The sequence below is a fragment of the Gluconacetobacter liquefaciens genome (genome assembly GCF_003350405.1).
In the GTDB taxonomy this organism is placed as follows: domain Bacteria; phylum Pseudomonadota; class Alphaproteobacteria; order Acetobacterales; family Acetobacteraceae; genus Gluconacetobacter; species Gluconacetobacter liquefaciens.
Genome location: NZ_QQAW01000021.1, coordinates 1 through 14,465, shown reverse-complemented (window position 1 = coordinate 14,465; position 14,465 = coordinate 1). Strand labels below are relative to the sequence as shown.

Sequence of the window (14,465 nt, the reverse complement as noted above, 5' to 3'; positions counted from 1 at the left end):
CCAGTCTACCTACACCACCGCGGGGTGGAGCAGCCCGGTAGCTCGTCAGGCTCATAACCTGAAGGCCGCAGGTTCAAATCCTGCCCCCGCAACCATGAATCCCATTTAAAAACAAACGCTTAGGCCGCCTCATGGGCGGCCTTTGGCGTTTCTATACCCACAACTGGAATCATATAGGAATCATTCGGCGGAGAATTCACGCGTAGTTTCGGGACGCAGAAGGCGCGCCGCCAGAGGGCCGGAAAGGGCAGGAATCGGTCTAGGCTGCACAACGCGGAGCCGATCCGCCAACCTTCTCCTTGCCTTCCAGATTGTCCTGACATAAGCAGAAATGCGAACCGTTCTTAAAAGCAGAATCCTGCCACACAAAAGAACGTCTATCGTTTTGGGCGGTGATCGGAATGACAGAGGGCAAAAAGCGAGGACGGCTGCTTAACAGCTTTGAACGGCATTATCAGGATTTGCTGCGCTTTCTGTTTCGCCGAACCGGGGATGTCGAGGAAGCCGCTGATCTTGCGCACGATACGTATGTCCGGCTAACCAATGTGGCGGACAGCGTTGTCGAAAATGACAAGGCTTATATTTTCCGTGTTGCAGGGAATCTTGCGCTCGACATGCACCGCAGGTCAGGGCGAAGGGCTGTATGGCTGTCCGACGAAGAACCGGGAGAGGACATCGCTGATCTGCAACCGTCCCAAGAACAGCATGTTATTGACCAGGATCGACTGGCTTCTATGGATGCGGCGCTGAGTAGTCTGCCTCCAAAGGCTCGTCTTGCGCTTCTGATGGTTCGAGTGGACGGTCTTCGATACGTCGAGATAGCGGAGCGTTTAAATATCAGTGTCAGTATGGTTTCGAAATACGTTACGCAGGCTGTACAGCACTGCCGTGATCATGTCAGGCAGAACGACGAATAAAGTTTCTTTTCGGCACTGCCGGTTTCGCTGTGCCATATCGTCTCTAATTATGGGGCCGCTAGAGAATCGGCTCCTTGAAGGGGGCGGCATGAGGCCACGAACATATAACGGCAGATGGGTCTGCATTCAGGATGGTTGATGGTTCGGGTGATCGTTTACCGCGACGAACGCCACGTAGCGTTACCCTGAGCGATGAAGCAATTGAATGGCTGGTCCTGTTGCACTCAGGCTCAGCCAGCGATTCTGATCGGCAGGGTTATGCGGCTTGGAGGCAGCGTTCCCCTGCTCACGAAGAAGCAGCCACGGAAGCTGAAGCTTTATTTGGGGACATTGGCCGCACCCAGACTGCCGAGGAATACAGGCTGACGGAAACAGCCCTTGCGCCTCCCGCTTATCGTCAACGGGCGCGGCGGTTTGGTCGCCGTATTTTTCTCGGTTCTGCTGTCGCTGCGGGAGTGACATGGGGTATCGGCCCAGCCTTAGTCGCAACGGTGACGTCGTTCCTGGCAACCTATCACACGGCAGTGGGAGAACGGCGCAATATCAGACTGAGTGACGGTTCGACAGTCTGGTTGAACACGGCCAGCGCGCTGTCGGTTCATTTCAGCCCTCATTTCCGCAGGCTTACGCTGCATGCTGGGGAGGCTCTGTTCGATGTTACGGAGGATCAGAGCCGTCCATTTATCGTCCGTTCCGGCGCGGGTGAGGCTGAAGCTGTTGGAACAGTTTATGCTGTCAGGAAGGATGACAGCACGACGCAGGTGAGCGTTCAGGATGGGACTGTTCTGGTTCGTGCCGGTGATGGTCGGCAGCAAGTTACCGCAGGTCAGGCGGTAAAATACCGAGATGGGATTATCAGTTCACCGCAAGCGGTCGCAGTGGCGGACCTGTTTTCATGGACGCGCGGCAAACTGATCTTTAACCGGAAGCCACTCGCTCAGATTGCAACGGAAATTGAACGGTACCGGCACGGTCGCGTCGTCGTCGTAAGTGATGACCTTAAGGCGATGGAGGTCTCGGGGGTTTTCGATATAGACGATAACGAAGCCCTTCTTGCTGCATTGGGCACGGCGACAGGCGCGCGCATTACCCATTTACCATTTTTGATCGTCATCCGGCCAAGTGTTTGAAAAATCACCCTTCAGCAAAATTTTCAAAATTATTTTCGCGGACTTACTGCCTGATCTCATTGCTAAATCGTCCTTGAAATTGAGAGGCAATCTTAACAACTGACGCTTTCGTCGCGGCGGTATTGATTTCGAGGATGGCAGAGGATGATCATATTGGAGGCGGCCCGGCGCGCCCTGCGGCGTGGAGCGCTGTTGGGTTCTGTTAGCCTAACCTTGATGACGGCAGGAGAAGCGAGGGCGGAAACCCCGATGGACCGTCCCGTAGAATTTCACGTTTCAGGCGGTGACCTTGATCACGCCTTAACACAAGCTGCCGATCAAAGTGGCGTTCATATCTTTTTTCCATCAGCATCTGTGGCGGGGAAAAAATCGGTAGGGTTATCGGGGAAACTGACGGTCAATCAGGCATTGGCGCGGCTTTTAAGTGGAAGTGGTTTGTCTTGGCATCTTCAGGGCGGAAAAACGATTATTGTATCGGCAAGTTCTAACATCACGCTTGGCCCTGTGCGGGTAGGCGGGATGGTCACGCATCAGGATCCAACAGGTCCGGGTGTGGGTTATGTTGCTGAAAATACTATGGCCGGCACTAAAACCAACACACCGATAACAGAGATTCCGAACTCGATATATGTTGTGACAAAACAGCAGATGATCGACCAGCAGGCGCAAAGCGTTCAGGACGCGTTAAAATATACCGCCGGGATATATTCTGGAACACTGGGAACAAATGCTTCTGGAGCTGCAGCCGATAGCAATGGCGCAATTTATCAGCGAGGGTTCACGACCACGCAATTTGTTGATGGCTTGCTGAGTAACTCTGTCAGTGCAGGCGAAACAAATTTCCTCGAACGAGTCGAAGCTATCAACGGTCCGGCCTCTGTCATGTATGGCCAAACAGCTCCTGGCGGTATGATCGCAATGAGTCTTAAAAAGCCGACAGAAACACCATTGCATCAGGTATCTGTAGGTTTTGGCAATTGGGGACGCTACGAAGCCACGGTAGATGTGAGCGACAAGATTACAAAATCGGGCAGTGTGCGCTATCGTCTTGCAGCTATTGGCGTCACTCAGGGAACTCAAACAAACAATGTGGACTATAAACGGGTCGGAGTTTTACCTTCGATAACATGGGATATTGATAAGAAGACATCATTAACTATTCTTGGATCTTATATGTATACGCCAGGAACTGGCGTAACAACGGCTGCACATTATCCTGTCGTAGGAACGCTTATTGACGGTCCTAATGGAAGAATAGCGCGAAGCACGTTTTTATCTACACCGAATTGGAATACCAATTCAGCAACTGATGCCATGTTTGAGTATCAGTTCAACCACAATTTCAATAAATTTGTGAATTTTAATCAGACTTTCAGGTGGGAAAAAAGTGACTTTAATGGAAAAGAGACCTTTTGGGACGGTCAGAAAGTGCCCGGCCAAGTTTATATTCGACCAGAGTGGATACAGGATACTTGGGAGACTATAACTCTGGATACACGTCTTTTTGGGAAATTTAACACTGGTCCAGTCAGCCATACATGGGTGGTGGGCTCAGATTTTCAAAATTATCATGATAACTGGTCTTACAAAAGAGACAACGCCTCTCCCGAGATGGTCGTGGATATTTACAATCCCCGCACCAATTATACCCCATGCTTCAGCTCAGCATCTTCTGCCGGCTGCAACGGGTGGGATACAGCGTCTCATTATGATTATTTTCAGGAAGGTGTTTATTTTCAAGATCAGATCAAATGGCATAAATTATCAATACTTCTCGGCGGCAGAGAAGATTGGGTTAATTATAAAGGTCATTACTCGACATACACGTATAATAATTCCACGGGTCAAAATACGAGTGGCATGACTTATGGTAATGATGCCCCTGAACCTGCGCATGCTTTCACCTGGAGGGGGGGGGATAATCTATAATTTTGATTTCGGATTAACGCCATATTTTAGTTATTCAACGTCATTTGTGCCTCAGACGGGTCAAACTGATTATTTGGGACGTCCTTTTGCACCGCTTACAGGAAAGCAACTTGAGGCTGGGTTGAAGTATAAGGTTCCCAACCGGGATATCCTATTGACTGCAGCAGCCTTCCACATCGAAGAAAATCACTATCTTATCGCGGATTCAGTTCATACTGATTACAGTGCTGATGCAGGACGGGTCAAATCTCAAGGATTCGAGGTTGCGGCCAATGCAAATATCACTAAGGATTTGAGAGTGATTGCATCTTACAGCTTTACAGATGTCAGGTTCGCAAATTCCAATAATACTAATACGGTATTTTGCCCTGAAACTGGAAAGGCTTGTTCACCAACAGTGACACGCTCTGAGCAGGGAAAGTTTGTCCCCTATGTCCCTCGGAATATGTTTTCAGTATTTGCTGATTATAAGTTGCCTAAAAAACTTGTCCGAGGTCTCGGTATCAACTGGGGTATGAGATATATAGGTTTTACCTATGCAGATGATGTTGAATCATACAAAGTCCCATCTTATGTTCTATTCGATGTCGGAGCGCATTATGATTTTGGAGATCAATTTCCTATTTTGAGGGGGCTTCGCGCTCAATTGGCGATGTCTAATATTACTAACAAATATTATGAAACTAGTTGTTCACGGGGAGGTTGCTATTTGGGGCAAGGAAGGCGCGTTTACGGCAACTTGACTTATAATTGGTAAAATTTCGCCATCCCGAGCTACGGCATCTTTTCCCTATTAGTTTCAGCATCTTGCCTCTCGTCTCTATGCCAAAGTCGTGGGGCAGTCTCGCCGCAAGGCATGAGAACTCAATGTAACCAGAAACTTGGGGCTGCCTGACTGGCGCGGCATGGTTTGCCGTACCCGGTCGGTAGCTCCTCAGGTGAGAGGACCGTCCCCATGCCATTGGATATCTGGCATTCCGAGGCCGATCTGGCCATCCTCAGAACCCTCCCGGCCTCCGCCCTTGCCGGGGCCTTCATGCGGCGCTGGTCCCTCTATGTCAGCGATTATCGTGACATTCTGCTGCGGGCGGGTGCCAGCGCCAGTCCCTCGCTCCTGTGGGCGGCGTTCCGGGACCGATGGAGGTTACAGTTTTGTCCATAATCCGGACATTCCCATAACCCGAAAACCCGTGATCTGGCGCAGGCAGGACACAACCCGGATCATCAGCCTGACGGATGCGCCACGCGGTTTCACTGACCTGCGTTCTCTGGATTTCGAAGCAATGGGCCGTATCCTGTTCGACAGCGAGGATGATGCCGGTCGGTCTGTGACAGTGACCGGCTTCTTCGGGACATTTTCCTTTCTGCTGGATGATCCTGCCGCTCAGAAGCGGCCTGCCGTGGTCATCCCGATGGACCCCCATTACCGAAGCCGCTGGTATGAGGCTGGGCGTTTCGTGGCCCATCATCTCGGTTTCAGACTGCCTGCCCGTGTGCCCCCGGTCATTACGCCCTTTCGGTCCCTGCATCTGATCCGCTGCCTGCATGCCTATGACCTGCATCGGGCGGGTGCCGATGAACGCCGGATCGCTGCTGTGCTGCTTGATCCTCGCGCCCTGACCATGTCCTGGAACGAATGGCGCGACCATACATGGCGCAGGACTGCCAAGGACTGGCGCGACGAAGGCATCGCCCTGGTTGAGGGCGGCTATCTCAAGCTGTTGCTTGAAGGATGATCGTTATCGTTTGGCTCATGATCGGGACGGCGTATCGTCGGTCCTGTCAGCGGGCCTCTGACGCATGGCGGGAATATCGAGCGGGATGTCATCCCGGAAGGACCGTCCCTGAGACAGTCGTCGCCCCAGCGTGTCCAGAAACCGCGCAAACCGTTCCTGCCCCAGCGCATTGGCGGCGGCCTGGGCTTCGGCAGGGAGGGGCGGCATCTGTCCCAGCCAGAAGCGGATGAACAGGGCATGGGTTTCCAGCGCGATCATCAGGTCGCGCTCCTGGCGCTGCATCTGCCGCGTCAGCCGGTCCAGCCGCCGTGTGAGGGCCGCTTCGGTTTTCTCCGCGCTGTCGGGTGACAGGAGCGAGGCGATCGCCGCTTCCACCACGGCGGAGCGTGTCATCTTCCGGCGTGCGGCAAGATCGCCGATTTGCGAGATCATGGCGACAGGCAGGGAGACGTTCAGGCGGTCACGCATGGGAAATCTCCTTGAAAACCCACGATATGGTCGAGATGTTTTCCATGAAACAAGAGCGGAGATGCATCCGGCGTACCGCGGCGAACGACAGCGTGGAAATAGGATGGGCGGATCACATGCTGATCCCGAGATCGCGTTTGCGGTCATGTCGCCAGTCGACGCCCCCGTCATTGCGGGCGACACCATCGACATAGCGGTCGTGCTGCTTCTCCAGAGAGGGCGCCCAGGGCACAAGCTGGAAGCCGAGGCCATTGTCGATCATGGCGAAGCGCCCCGAGGACAGGCTGAGGCGTTTCACATACTGGCCGGTGACAAAGTTGCCCGGAATGCTGCGTTCATAAGCCAGCCCGCTTTCCTTCGCGAGTTTCGCGCCCACCTGATCGAGTTCCTGCTGTCGCAGCGTTACCAGAAGGTTTTTCTGATAGCGCACGGACCCATCCTGCTGGAACGACGCCAGCCCGCGATCTACGAGGTGCCGCGTGCGTTCCTGCATGGCCTGACGCACCTCTGCCCCGAAACCTGCGCGGGCGAGGTCCATGGGCTGGCGCTCCACCAGCCGATGATCCAGCCATGTCGCACCCGCCGCTTTGGCCTGGGTGGCAAGGTCCAGATCGGAGCGGGCGGACAGTACGAGATAATCCCTGCCGCTCGTCTTGCTCGTGACAGTTCGCACCTCAACGATGCCGCCATCGGGTGGGGCATCGCGAAACGCCTCGACGCCGGGGAAGCGGACATGATGCACGCGCCCGTCCGTGGCGTCGATCACGGCATAGGCTTCGCCTGTCAGTTCGTTGTGCAACCCGCGCTCCAGCAATCGGCCCGTCAGGGCGATGGGCTGATCGCGTCCGGAGATCACGTAATCACCGGAAGACATCACCCGATCCCGGCTTCGTTCCGTCATGGCGCGGTGCATGGTTTGGATGATGTCGCCCCGCACGCCCATCTCGCGCAGCGTGTCCGCCATGCCGGGCGTGAGCGACCAGCGTCCCGGTCCTGCCGATGTCGCCAGCCCCATGCGCTCAAGTGTCTGCGCCCTGCCGGCCAGCAACGCGCGATGCGTCGCGTCCTGGCCGAAGCCGGTAGTGGCGTCAGCCCGCAGGTCCACGATCCCCAGATCGTCGGCATGACGCTGCAATTCGGCATCAAGGCGTGTCCAGCGTTCCGCCGTCACGTCCTGACGGAGAGCCATTTCGATTTCATGTTCGGCGCGCGGGCCAAGCTCCAGCGACACCAGATCCTCCGCCCGTGAGCGCAGCCCGTGGCTGATATAGTCGCGGGCGATGACCAGATCGGCCCCAGCCTGATCCACACCGCGCACGATGAGATGCACATGCGGATTGTCGGTGTTCCAGTGCGACACGGCGGCCCAGTCCAGCCGCGTGCCGAGATCGGCTTCCATCTGCGTCACGAGGTCGCGGGTGAAGCCGTCGAGGTCCGCCATCTCCGGGGCATCCTCGGGCGAGACGATAAAGCGGAAATGATGCCGGTCGTCTTTGCAGCGTGCGGCAAAATCCTGTGCATCTACGTCCTGACCATCCGGCCCGAACAGATGCGCTTTCTCGCCGGCGCGGGTGACGCCGTCCCGACGCAGATAGGCGAGATGATCGGCCAGTGATCCGGGCCGTGCGCCGCGCCCGGCCTGTCGCACCACGCGGGTCTTGACGGTGACGCGGCGATGGGCGTCGAACAGGCGGCTTCTGCCAAACCGGGAATGGCCCCGGCCAAAGGTCGAAGGGCCGGAGCGCGGACCGTAATTTTTTCCCTTTCCGGGGCTGCCGCTACTGCCTCCGCCCGCGCGGCGGGAGGCATGGAGCACCTGCGCCAGAAAGGTCCGGGGCCGGGCGCTGCTTCCCTTGCTCCGGATGCGGCCCGGACGGACCCGGAAATCCTCGTCGTGGGCCATCAGAACCTCCCTGTGCAGGAAAACCCCGCAGGAAAGCGGAGCAAAACCTGAAACCCTGCACACGACCGACCCGATATGCACACAAGAAGACGAAGCGCGACAGCGCTTTGTCGGCCGACGTGGCAGGCCGTTTTATCTTGCCCTCTTAATTCTTCATGTTTCCCGATCCCCCCAACTTCCGACACACATCCGAACCGCTCCCGATAGGATGACAGGCTTTCCCGCTCATGCCGTAAATCCTTCGTCACGGCGCGCTCCTTTGCGAAACCGAGACGAACAGGCCATGAGGTGGGGCCACAAATCGCATCACGTGATCAGAAACAGGCATCACCTCTGGCGCGTTCTGGACGACGGTTTGGGATGCAAACGGACCGACAAAAAGCTGATTTCCAGACGGCATTTCGGCGTGCGATTGATTGACAAAACCCGCGTCAGAAATCGTGCTGCCAATCGACTCTCCACGCAGTAACCGGATGACTCTGGAGACGTATTTTTTCGTCTCGTCGGGCAGCGTTTTCCTTGCTGTCAGAAACTGCTCATACCGCCCCGGCCCGGCATTATAGGCAGCAAGGAAACCCGCATCGCCGTAGCGGTCATGCAACCGGCGAAGATACGCCGCGCCTGCGACAATGTTGTCGTGCGGATCATAGGGATCGGCCCCCAGATTCAGCGCCGCGCGAAGCTCCCGCCATGTATCGGGCATGATCTGCATGAGGCCCATAGCGCCCCTGGGTGATACCGCAGAAGTATCACCCTGACTCTCCGCGCGCATCACCGCCGTGATCCATGCGGACGGGATATTCGCCCGCGTGGCCGCCTCGATGACATAGACATCGAACGGCGCGGCGCTGGCTGTCTGCATAGGGAGAACAAACCCGCCGCAGATCACCAGCAGACAGAGCGCTATTCTAACTCGGATCATGACGGCGTTCGGGGACGGTTCCAGACCAGATGGAACATGTCGTGTTCGTCCCGGTCAGGCAGCAACCGGGCACGCAGGGGACGGGCGAAAAGCGGGTCATCAATCATCACCGCCAGCCACAGCCCGATGCGTTCCCCCTGACGCGCCCAGGCGCAGCCCACCTGTATGGCGTCATTCTCCAGACCACGCAGGACGCGATAATCCGGGGTGTTCTCGGTGGCGGGGTCTTCGATGGGAAGGATCGATAGATCATCCTCCATCAGAAAAGTGGTGATCTGGCCGAAAAAGCCGTTTGTGGTGCGCGTGAACGTGCCAAGACGGATCATGATACGTCTCTCCTGATCTGCGGATCGCAGGACAAAAAATTGAAAACTGGGGCAGGGCTATGCCGCGTTACTGAAGTGGAGGCAGCAGCAGGTGCGGTCTTTCGTCATGGCCCGGCGCAGTCCGCCCGGTCGTGACCCAGATCGGGATTGCGCGGCCCATCACCGTGCTGGCGGGGAACGGTCCGAAATAGCGTCCGTCCAGACTGCGCGGTTCTGCCGGGTTCATGACGAAAATCTCGCCCGGCGAGAGGCGATGACAGCCACGCCAGACGGGCAGCGGACGGCCCCGATGATCATTGGTCAGCGTGTCGCCGACGGGCCTACCATCAATCGTGATACTGCCGTTTGCCCGGCATACGGTCTGTCCCGGCAAGGCCGCGACGGGTTTGAGCAAGGGCACACCGAATGGCAGATAGCCGCGCTGTGACAGCAATAAAGCCAGCCGGTCGGGCAGACGCAGGGCGGCAAGATCCCCGACATGCAAGCCACCTTCAGCACGTAGCCGATACAGCCCCATCGGGACGCTGGACGTGCTGTTCCATAGCAAGCGGGGGGCAACGGGTAAGGCGGCGGACACACCTACCGCCAGCACGACGAAATAGGTGCCGAAGAACCAGGCTCGCCGGGTCATGATAGCAGCCTCGCACGTTTCAGCCATGCCGCGTGCAGGGTCTGCGTGTAGGGCCGTGGTTCCTGCCCGGCGATGATACGGTTATGGACATGCCGCCAGTGATCGGGGGAGACCGCGCAGGGATCGAAGCCAAAGCGTTCGATCTGGTCGATCACCTCCAAAACATGCTTCACCTGCGACCATCCTGATACGTCGAGCAGCAGGTCGCCACCGGGCCAGACAAAAGGCACGCTCTGAAAGGCGGTACCCCGTTCCACGGTGCGCACCATGGCGAGGCAGGAGACGACCGTGCCGTAATCATTGGCGGCCCAGCGGATAAAACCGAATGTGCTGCCGGGGATGAAACTCAGCAGGCGGCGGCGCTTGTCGAGCACGCGGTCGGAGACCGGCCTGCCGAACCTGATCCAGTGTTCGATACGCTTTTCGATGAAGGTCAGTTCGACCGTGGTCAGATTGGGATCGTCCGGCCTCATGGTCTGTTCCTCCGCGAGGGTATTTCACGCAGGGCGGCGGCATAGTTGTCGTCGGAAGTGTTGCGGCAGCGATGGCGCTGGAGCCATGCTTCCACGTCCTCGCGGAGATAGAGGACGCGCGAGCCAACCTTCAGGAACGGCGGGCCTCCACCGATGCTACGGTATTTCTCCAGCGTGCGAATGGAAACCCCGATCAGTTCGGCGGCCTCGCCCCCGCGTAGATAGGGGCGCAGAATACGAGCCGGGGACGTTGGCGGGCGTGCGGGTACAGCGACCTCGGGCGAAAGCGGCACGGATGCGCCCGTTTTGGGTTTCGGGATGTTGGTCATGAAAACCTCCCTGTCGATGCGGCGTGCTTCAGGAGTGAAGCGGGGCCGGTAAGGGGAGGCTGACGGGAAGGAGGCGGTCTGGGAGTGGAGGAAATGATGTGCGCGAATTCCTCCACCCCAAAAGCGTAATGGAGCGCAGAAGAAGGTAGGAACAAGTGTGTAGGCTTAGTCGTGGAAAGTGTCGCTATTGCTAACGGATGTGCTTTCCAGAGAGGGGGCTACCTCGAATAGGGTGTTAGCGATTGTCAAGGAACTGTATGAACTGACGTAGACGCGACTTAGCATCACGGGATCGTATGACCTGTTTGGGACACTGTAAGATTCACTCTTTTGCTTTCCTGATATAATTGTGACAGCTAACGAAATTGTGTGTAGAGAATATGAGTGATGAATTACGTTTTATGCGTTGCATGTGGGGGTATTTCTTGGTGAACTGATTGGGGATTTTGAATTTTTAATCAATATTTATGATAATTTATTTCTATTCTAGGGAGGTGTGCAATGTTAAACAATTTGTTTCGAGTTATGTTGTCATTGACCTCTGTCTGTCCAATATTTCTTTCTCTAGCTTATGTTGAGTATTTTAGAGAATGTCATGTTTATATGTCTATATTTTTCATAGTATTGTTTTTTGTTATTGTTGTGGTCGCGAGAACTATTATAAATTTATCAAAAAAGAAGTTGGAAATCATACCGATTTCTATAAAAAAAGCAAAAAGTACAGATAAAGAAGTTATTAGTTTCTGTGCGTCATACGCTCTTCCAGTGATATTTCGATCAAATTCAGTATCAGACTTGCAGTCGTGGCTCGTTGCCGCCTCAATTTTGTTTTTTGTTCTCCTGATGACGAATGCTATGCCTGCAAATCCGGTTTTGGGAGTTCTAGGATATCATTTTTATGAGGTGGATTCCGATGCCGGTATGGGATATGTACTTATAACGAAAAAGCAAATTACCCATATTCGACAGATCACACGAGTGGTTCAAATAGGGGAATATGGTATTTTAGAAGCGTAAGACTCAAATAGAGGGTGGAATGAACTTATTCGCGTTGACGCATTCGTCTAAGGATAACATTTTTCGTTTTCCACTGAGTCAGCCATTGCAAACCCAGTTGAGAGCCGAATTCGATAAGCAAGAAGCTGTTTTCTTTCAAAATATTGAGGAAGAAGTCAGCTTTAATGGCTATTATCATCCTGAGAGTGATGAAATATTAGTTATCGATAATTTTTCTGATCCATATAATTTGGCGGCAGCAATTGCTGATCCAATGTCTGTGCCGCGCTATGATGCAAAAAATACTGATTTATCTAACATAAAAGCTATATTTTGCGGGAGCGATAAACATCCAGGTAGAATTTTAATTCAAAGATTTCAACAATCGAATGTGATTTCTGTTAACAAGTTTGCCATATTTTTTTCAGGGGATAGTTTTGTAAAATTTTCTGATGATGGAATTTCGATAGACCAGAAAATTTGTTCCGTAATTGAGGCTGATGGAGTTTTAAAATTTCCTAGCTTTCATTTTGTAAGGCAAATATTTGAAATGACTTCGTATTTTAATGAAGCTACAGATGAGGATATTTTAGAATTCTCGAAGTGCTCAGCGCTTAGTATTTCTGATTCAAAGAAGTTTATGGGTAATGCCAACCAATTTATCAGAAAAAAGATCATTTCAATTTTAAAATCAAACCTTCTTGATAATATAGATTGTAATTCTCTTAAAATTCAGGCGCAGAGATTTAAGGTTTCTATAGACTTATCTTCTGATGGGAAAATAGTTATACCAGAAAACAAGAAGTATTTAAGGAATCTTTTGAAATTTCTTGATGAAGATTTTTTCGAATCTACAATAAAAAAGACACCATATGTTTCAAGTTCTAAGAGGGCAGTTCAATAACCAATTGAATTTAATTATTAAATTAGTTATTTTTCTCGTTTGTCAGGGAAAAATCAATGGTGGATGCAATCTTGTTGATCATTTCGTGAATGGAAGTAGTCTTGAGGTGTGCATACCGCGCAGTGGTCTGCACCTGCGTATGCCCCAATAACCGTCCGATCATGGTCAGGTCCGCGCCAAGCTGGAGCGCGTCCGATGCAAAGGAATGGCGGAGATCATGGATGCGCAGGGTGTCTAACCCGGCCCGCGCGCGTATCCGCCGCCATGGTTTCTGGATGTCCGTCATATATTGCCCCTCCATCTTTCCGGTGATGACATAGGGATTGCCTTCGATCCGGGGAATGTCTGCCAGCACGTCCAGCGCCGCCTTGCCGATAGGTACGACCTTTGCCCCGGTCTTGGAATCCGGCAAGCGCAGGACGCCCGCTCGGGCGTCCACATACTCCCATTTCAGGGTCTGGATTTCCCCGAGACGACAACCGGTCAGGAGCAGCAGGCGGACGCAGTATGCTGCTTCCGGCTCGCCCTCGGCCTCGCGGAGCACCTTGCCCAGCCGGGCTAGTTCTTCTGGCGTCAGGTAACGCTCCCGCTTCACCTCCTTGTAGCGTTTGACCTTCCAGCATGGATTGATCCCGTCCGATCGTACGCCCCACGTATCGGCCAGGGTGAACATGATGGACAGCACGCCCAGCACCCTGTTGGCCTGATAGGGCGTTTCCTTCAACCCCTGGTGCAGTTCGACGACATCGGCGCGGGTCACGTCGATGATTTTGAGTGTTCCCAGCTTCGGGGTGATGAACAGGTCCACGCAGCGGCGATATTCATATTGAGTCGAAGGCTTGCAATGAGAGGCGACGTGTTCGTCGAGGAACCGCTTGCCGAACTCTTTCATGGTCGCGGCGGCGCGCAGCCGGTCGCGTTGCGCGCCGGGATCGCTGCCGAGCCGGACATCTGAGAGATGCTTCATGGCCTCGGTACGGGCCTGGTCCGGGGTGATCGGGCCATGCGGGCCGATATTGACCCGGCGGATGCGTCCGCCTGCGCGGAACTGGGCGAGGTAGATTTTCCGCCCTGAGGGATGGACCCTGAGGCCGAAGCCGCGAAGCTCGTCGTCCCAGAGAAAATACTCCTTGCCGGTTCTGGCGGCGGTCTCGACTGAACGTTTCGTGATCTTGACCATGCTCTTGTCTCCAGCGCCGGAATCACTGGAATCAAATAGGAATCATTTGAGAGCGAAATCAGGCGATCCCGGTCGAGGGAGAGTGTATCGTGATCTGAGATAAAACTTCAATAAAACAGTGTGTTATCGTGGAAAAATCGGTGTGATGCGGCTCTGGCGAAGCTTGAAAAATGGAACTCATAACCTGAAGGCCGCAGGTTCAAATCCTGCCCCCGCAACCATCTGAACTAAGTCCTTGATAGAACACGATAAACCCGCCCTCATCAGGCGGTTTTTTTGTGCCCAATTCCCCGCGCAGGAAACACATAGGATGCAAATGGGAGTTGACCCTGCTCCGAACATGCCCACGGATTTAAGTTAGGGTCTGTGCGTTGCTATATGCCTTGGTGGCGTGTTGAGCGAAAGCCTCTGGGGTCATGCTATTGAGGCTGGTGTGAGGCCTGACGGCGTTGTAGTCGGCCCGCCAGTCCTCGATGACCGTCCGAGCGTGGGTGATGTTATGGAACAGATGCTCATTGAGGCATTCATCGCGGAACCGGCCGTTGAAGCTCTCGACGAACCCGTTCTGCTGCGGCTTGCCCGGTGCGATATAGTGCCACAGCACCGATCGCTTCTGCTGCC

Annotated in this window: 17 protein-coding genes and 1 tRNA gene; 9 read left to right on the top strand and 9 right to left on the bottom strand. The window is 54.2% G+C overall.

The features are described 5' to 3' along the window. Window positions 1–18: 18 nt before the first annotated feature. The 7 genes from C7453_RS18465 (at window position 19) to C7453_RS18445 (ending at window position 5,712) form a co-directional block, all read left to right on the top strand. Window positions 19–95, top strand: a tRNA-Met gene (locus C7453_RS18465). Window positions 96–401: 306 nt separating this feature from the next. After that, window positions 402–917, top strand: a complete 516-nt coding sequence (locus tag C7453_RS18460) for an RNA polymerase sigma factor (protein WP_114729656.1) — start codon at window positions 402–404, stop codon at window positions 915–917. A gap of 131 nt (window positions 918–1,048) precedes the next feature. Beyond that, on the top strand, window positions 1,049–2,047 hold the full coding sequence (locus C7453_RS18455; protein WP_114729655.1) for a FecR family protein: 999 nt from the start codon (window positions 1,049–1,051) through the stop codon (window positions 2,045–2,047). A 144-nt stretch (window positions 2,048–2,191) separates the two neighbouring features. Then, a complete protein-coding gene (locus tag C7453_RS18450) occupies window positions 2,192–3,976 on the top strand; it encodes a TonB-dependent siderophore receptor (protein ID WP_182977173.1) in 1,785 nt (594 codons plus the stop codon). Beyond that, window positions 3,921–4,733, top strand: a complete 813-nt coding sequence (locus C7453_RS19215; protein WP_182977172.1) for a TonB-dependent siderophore receptor — start codon at window positions 3,921–3,923, stop codon at window positions 4,731–4,733. The genes C7453_RS18450 and C7453_RS19215 overlap by 56 nt, the downstream gene beginning before the upstream one ends. A 198-nt stretch (window positions 4,734–4,931) precedes the next feature. Continuing rightward, the gene (locus C7453_RS19845; RefSeq protein ID WP_371858514.1) at window positions 4,932–5,138 is read left to right on the top strand and encodes a transcriptional regulator domain-containing protein; all 207 of its coding nucleotides are present in this window, start codon (window positions 4,932–4,934) and stop codon (window positions 5,136–5,138) included. A gap of 28 nt (window positions 5,139–5,166) precedes the next feature. Next, a complete protein-coding gene (locus tag C7453_RS18445) occupies window positions 5,167–5,712 on the top strand; it encodes a DUF2285 domain-containing protein (protein WP_170143286.1) in 546 nt (181 codons plus the stop codon). A gap of 15 nt (window positions 5,713–5,727) precedes the next feature. Here C7453_RS18445 and C7453_RS18440 read toward each other — a convergent pair whose 3' ends face one another. The 7 genes from C7453_RS18440 to C7453_RS18410 all read right to left on the bottom strand — a co-directional run bounded on the left by C7453_RS18440 (window position 5,728) and on the right by C7453_RS18410 (window position 10,764). Then, window positions 5,728–6,180 carry a ribbon-helix-helix protein, CopG family gene (locus C7453_RS18440; protein WP_114729653.1) on the bottom strand — a complete coding sequence of 151 codons (453 nt, stop codon included), beginning with the start codon at window positions 6,178–6,180 and terminating at the stop codon, window positions 5,728–5,730. 112 nt (window positions 6,181–6,292) lie between these two features. After that, a complete protein-coding gene (locus C7453_RS18435) occupies window positions 6,293–8,083 on the bottom strand; it encodes a relaxase/mobilization nuclease domain-containing protein (RefSeq protein WP_211311107.1) in 1,791 nt (596 codons plus the stop codon). A gap of 244 nt (window positions 8,084–8,327) precedes the next feature. Beyond that, the gene (locus C7453_RS18430) at window positions 8,328–8,945 is read right to left on the bottom strand and encodes a lytic transglycosylase domain-containing protein (RefSeq protein ID WP_114729657.1); all 618 of its coding nucleotides are present in this window, start codon (window positions 8,943–8,945) and stop codon (window positions 8,328–8,330) included. Between the two features lie 56 nt (window positions 8,946–9,001). After that, window positions 9,002–9,331 carry a DUF736 domain-containing protein gene (locus C7453_RS18425; RefSeq protein WP_114729652.1) on the bottom strand — a complete coding sequence of 110 codons (330 nt, stop codon included), beginning with the start codon at window positions 9,329–9,331 and terminating at the stop codon, window positions 9,002–9,004. A gap of 67 nt (window positions 9,332–9,398) precedes the next feature. Continuing rightward, window positions 9,399–9,962 carry a S26 family signal peptidase gene (locus tag C7453_RS18420; protein ID WP_114729651.1) on the bottom strand — a complete coding sequence of 188 codons (564 nt, stop codon included), beginning with the start codon at window positions 9,960–9,962 and terminating at the stop codon, window positions 9,399–9,401. Then, window positions 9,959–10,435, bottom strand: a complete 477-nt coding sequence (locus tag C7453_RS18415; RefSeq protein WP_114729650.1) for a DUF2840 domain-containing protein — start codon at window positions 10,433–10,435, stop codon at window positions 9,959–9,961. The genes C7453_RS18420 and C7453_RS18415 overlap by 4 nt, the downstream gene beginning before the upstream one ends. Continuing rightward, window positions 10,432–10,764, bottom strand: coding sequence for a helix-turn-helix domain-containing protein (locus C7453_RS18410; RefSeq protein WP_114729649.1), 333 nt, complete (start codon window positions 10,762–10,764; stop codon window positions 10,432–10,434). The genes C7453_RS18415 and C7453_RS18410 overlap by 4 nt, the downstream gene beginning before the upstream one ends. 501 nt (window positions 10,765–11,265) lie before the next feature. Here C7453_RS18410 and C7453_RS18790 point away from each other — a divergent pair. Both C7453_RS18790 and C7453_RS18405 read left to right on the top strand, forming a co-directional pair. Further along, window positions 11,266–11,781: a hypothetical protein gene (locus C7453_RS18790; protein WP_141289193.1), complete on the top strand. Its 516-nt coding sequence runs from the start codon at window positions 11,266–11,268 to the stop codon at window positions 11,779–11,781. Between the two features lie 19 nt (window positions 11,782–11,800). Further along, window positions 11,801–12,664 (top strand): DUF4868 domain-containing protein, encoded by an 864-nt coding sequence (locus C7453_RS18405; RefSeq protein ID WP_114729648.1) that lies wholly within the window; start codon window positions 11,801–11,803, stop codon window positions 12,662–12,664. A 22-nt stretch (window positions 12,665–12,686) separates the two neighbouring features. On the opposite strand, the gene C7453_RS18400 is transcribed toward C7453_RS18405, so the two are convergent. Then, on the bottom strand, window positions 12,687–13,844 hold the full coding sequence (locus C7453_RS18400; protein ID WP_114729647.1) for a tyrosine-type recombinase/integrase: 1,158 nt from the start codon (window positions 13,842–13,844) through the stop codon (window positions 12,687–12,689). 352 nt (window positions 13,845–14,196) lie between these two features. Then, on the bottom strand, window positions 14,197–14,465 hold a 269-nt coding region (locus C7453_RS18395), incomplete at its 5' end, for an integrase core domain-containing protein (RefSeq protein ID WP_147280881.1).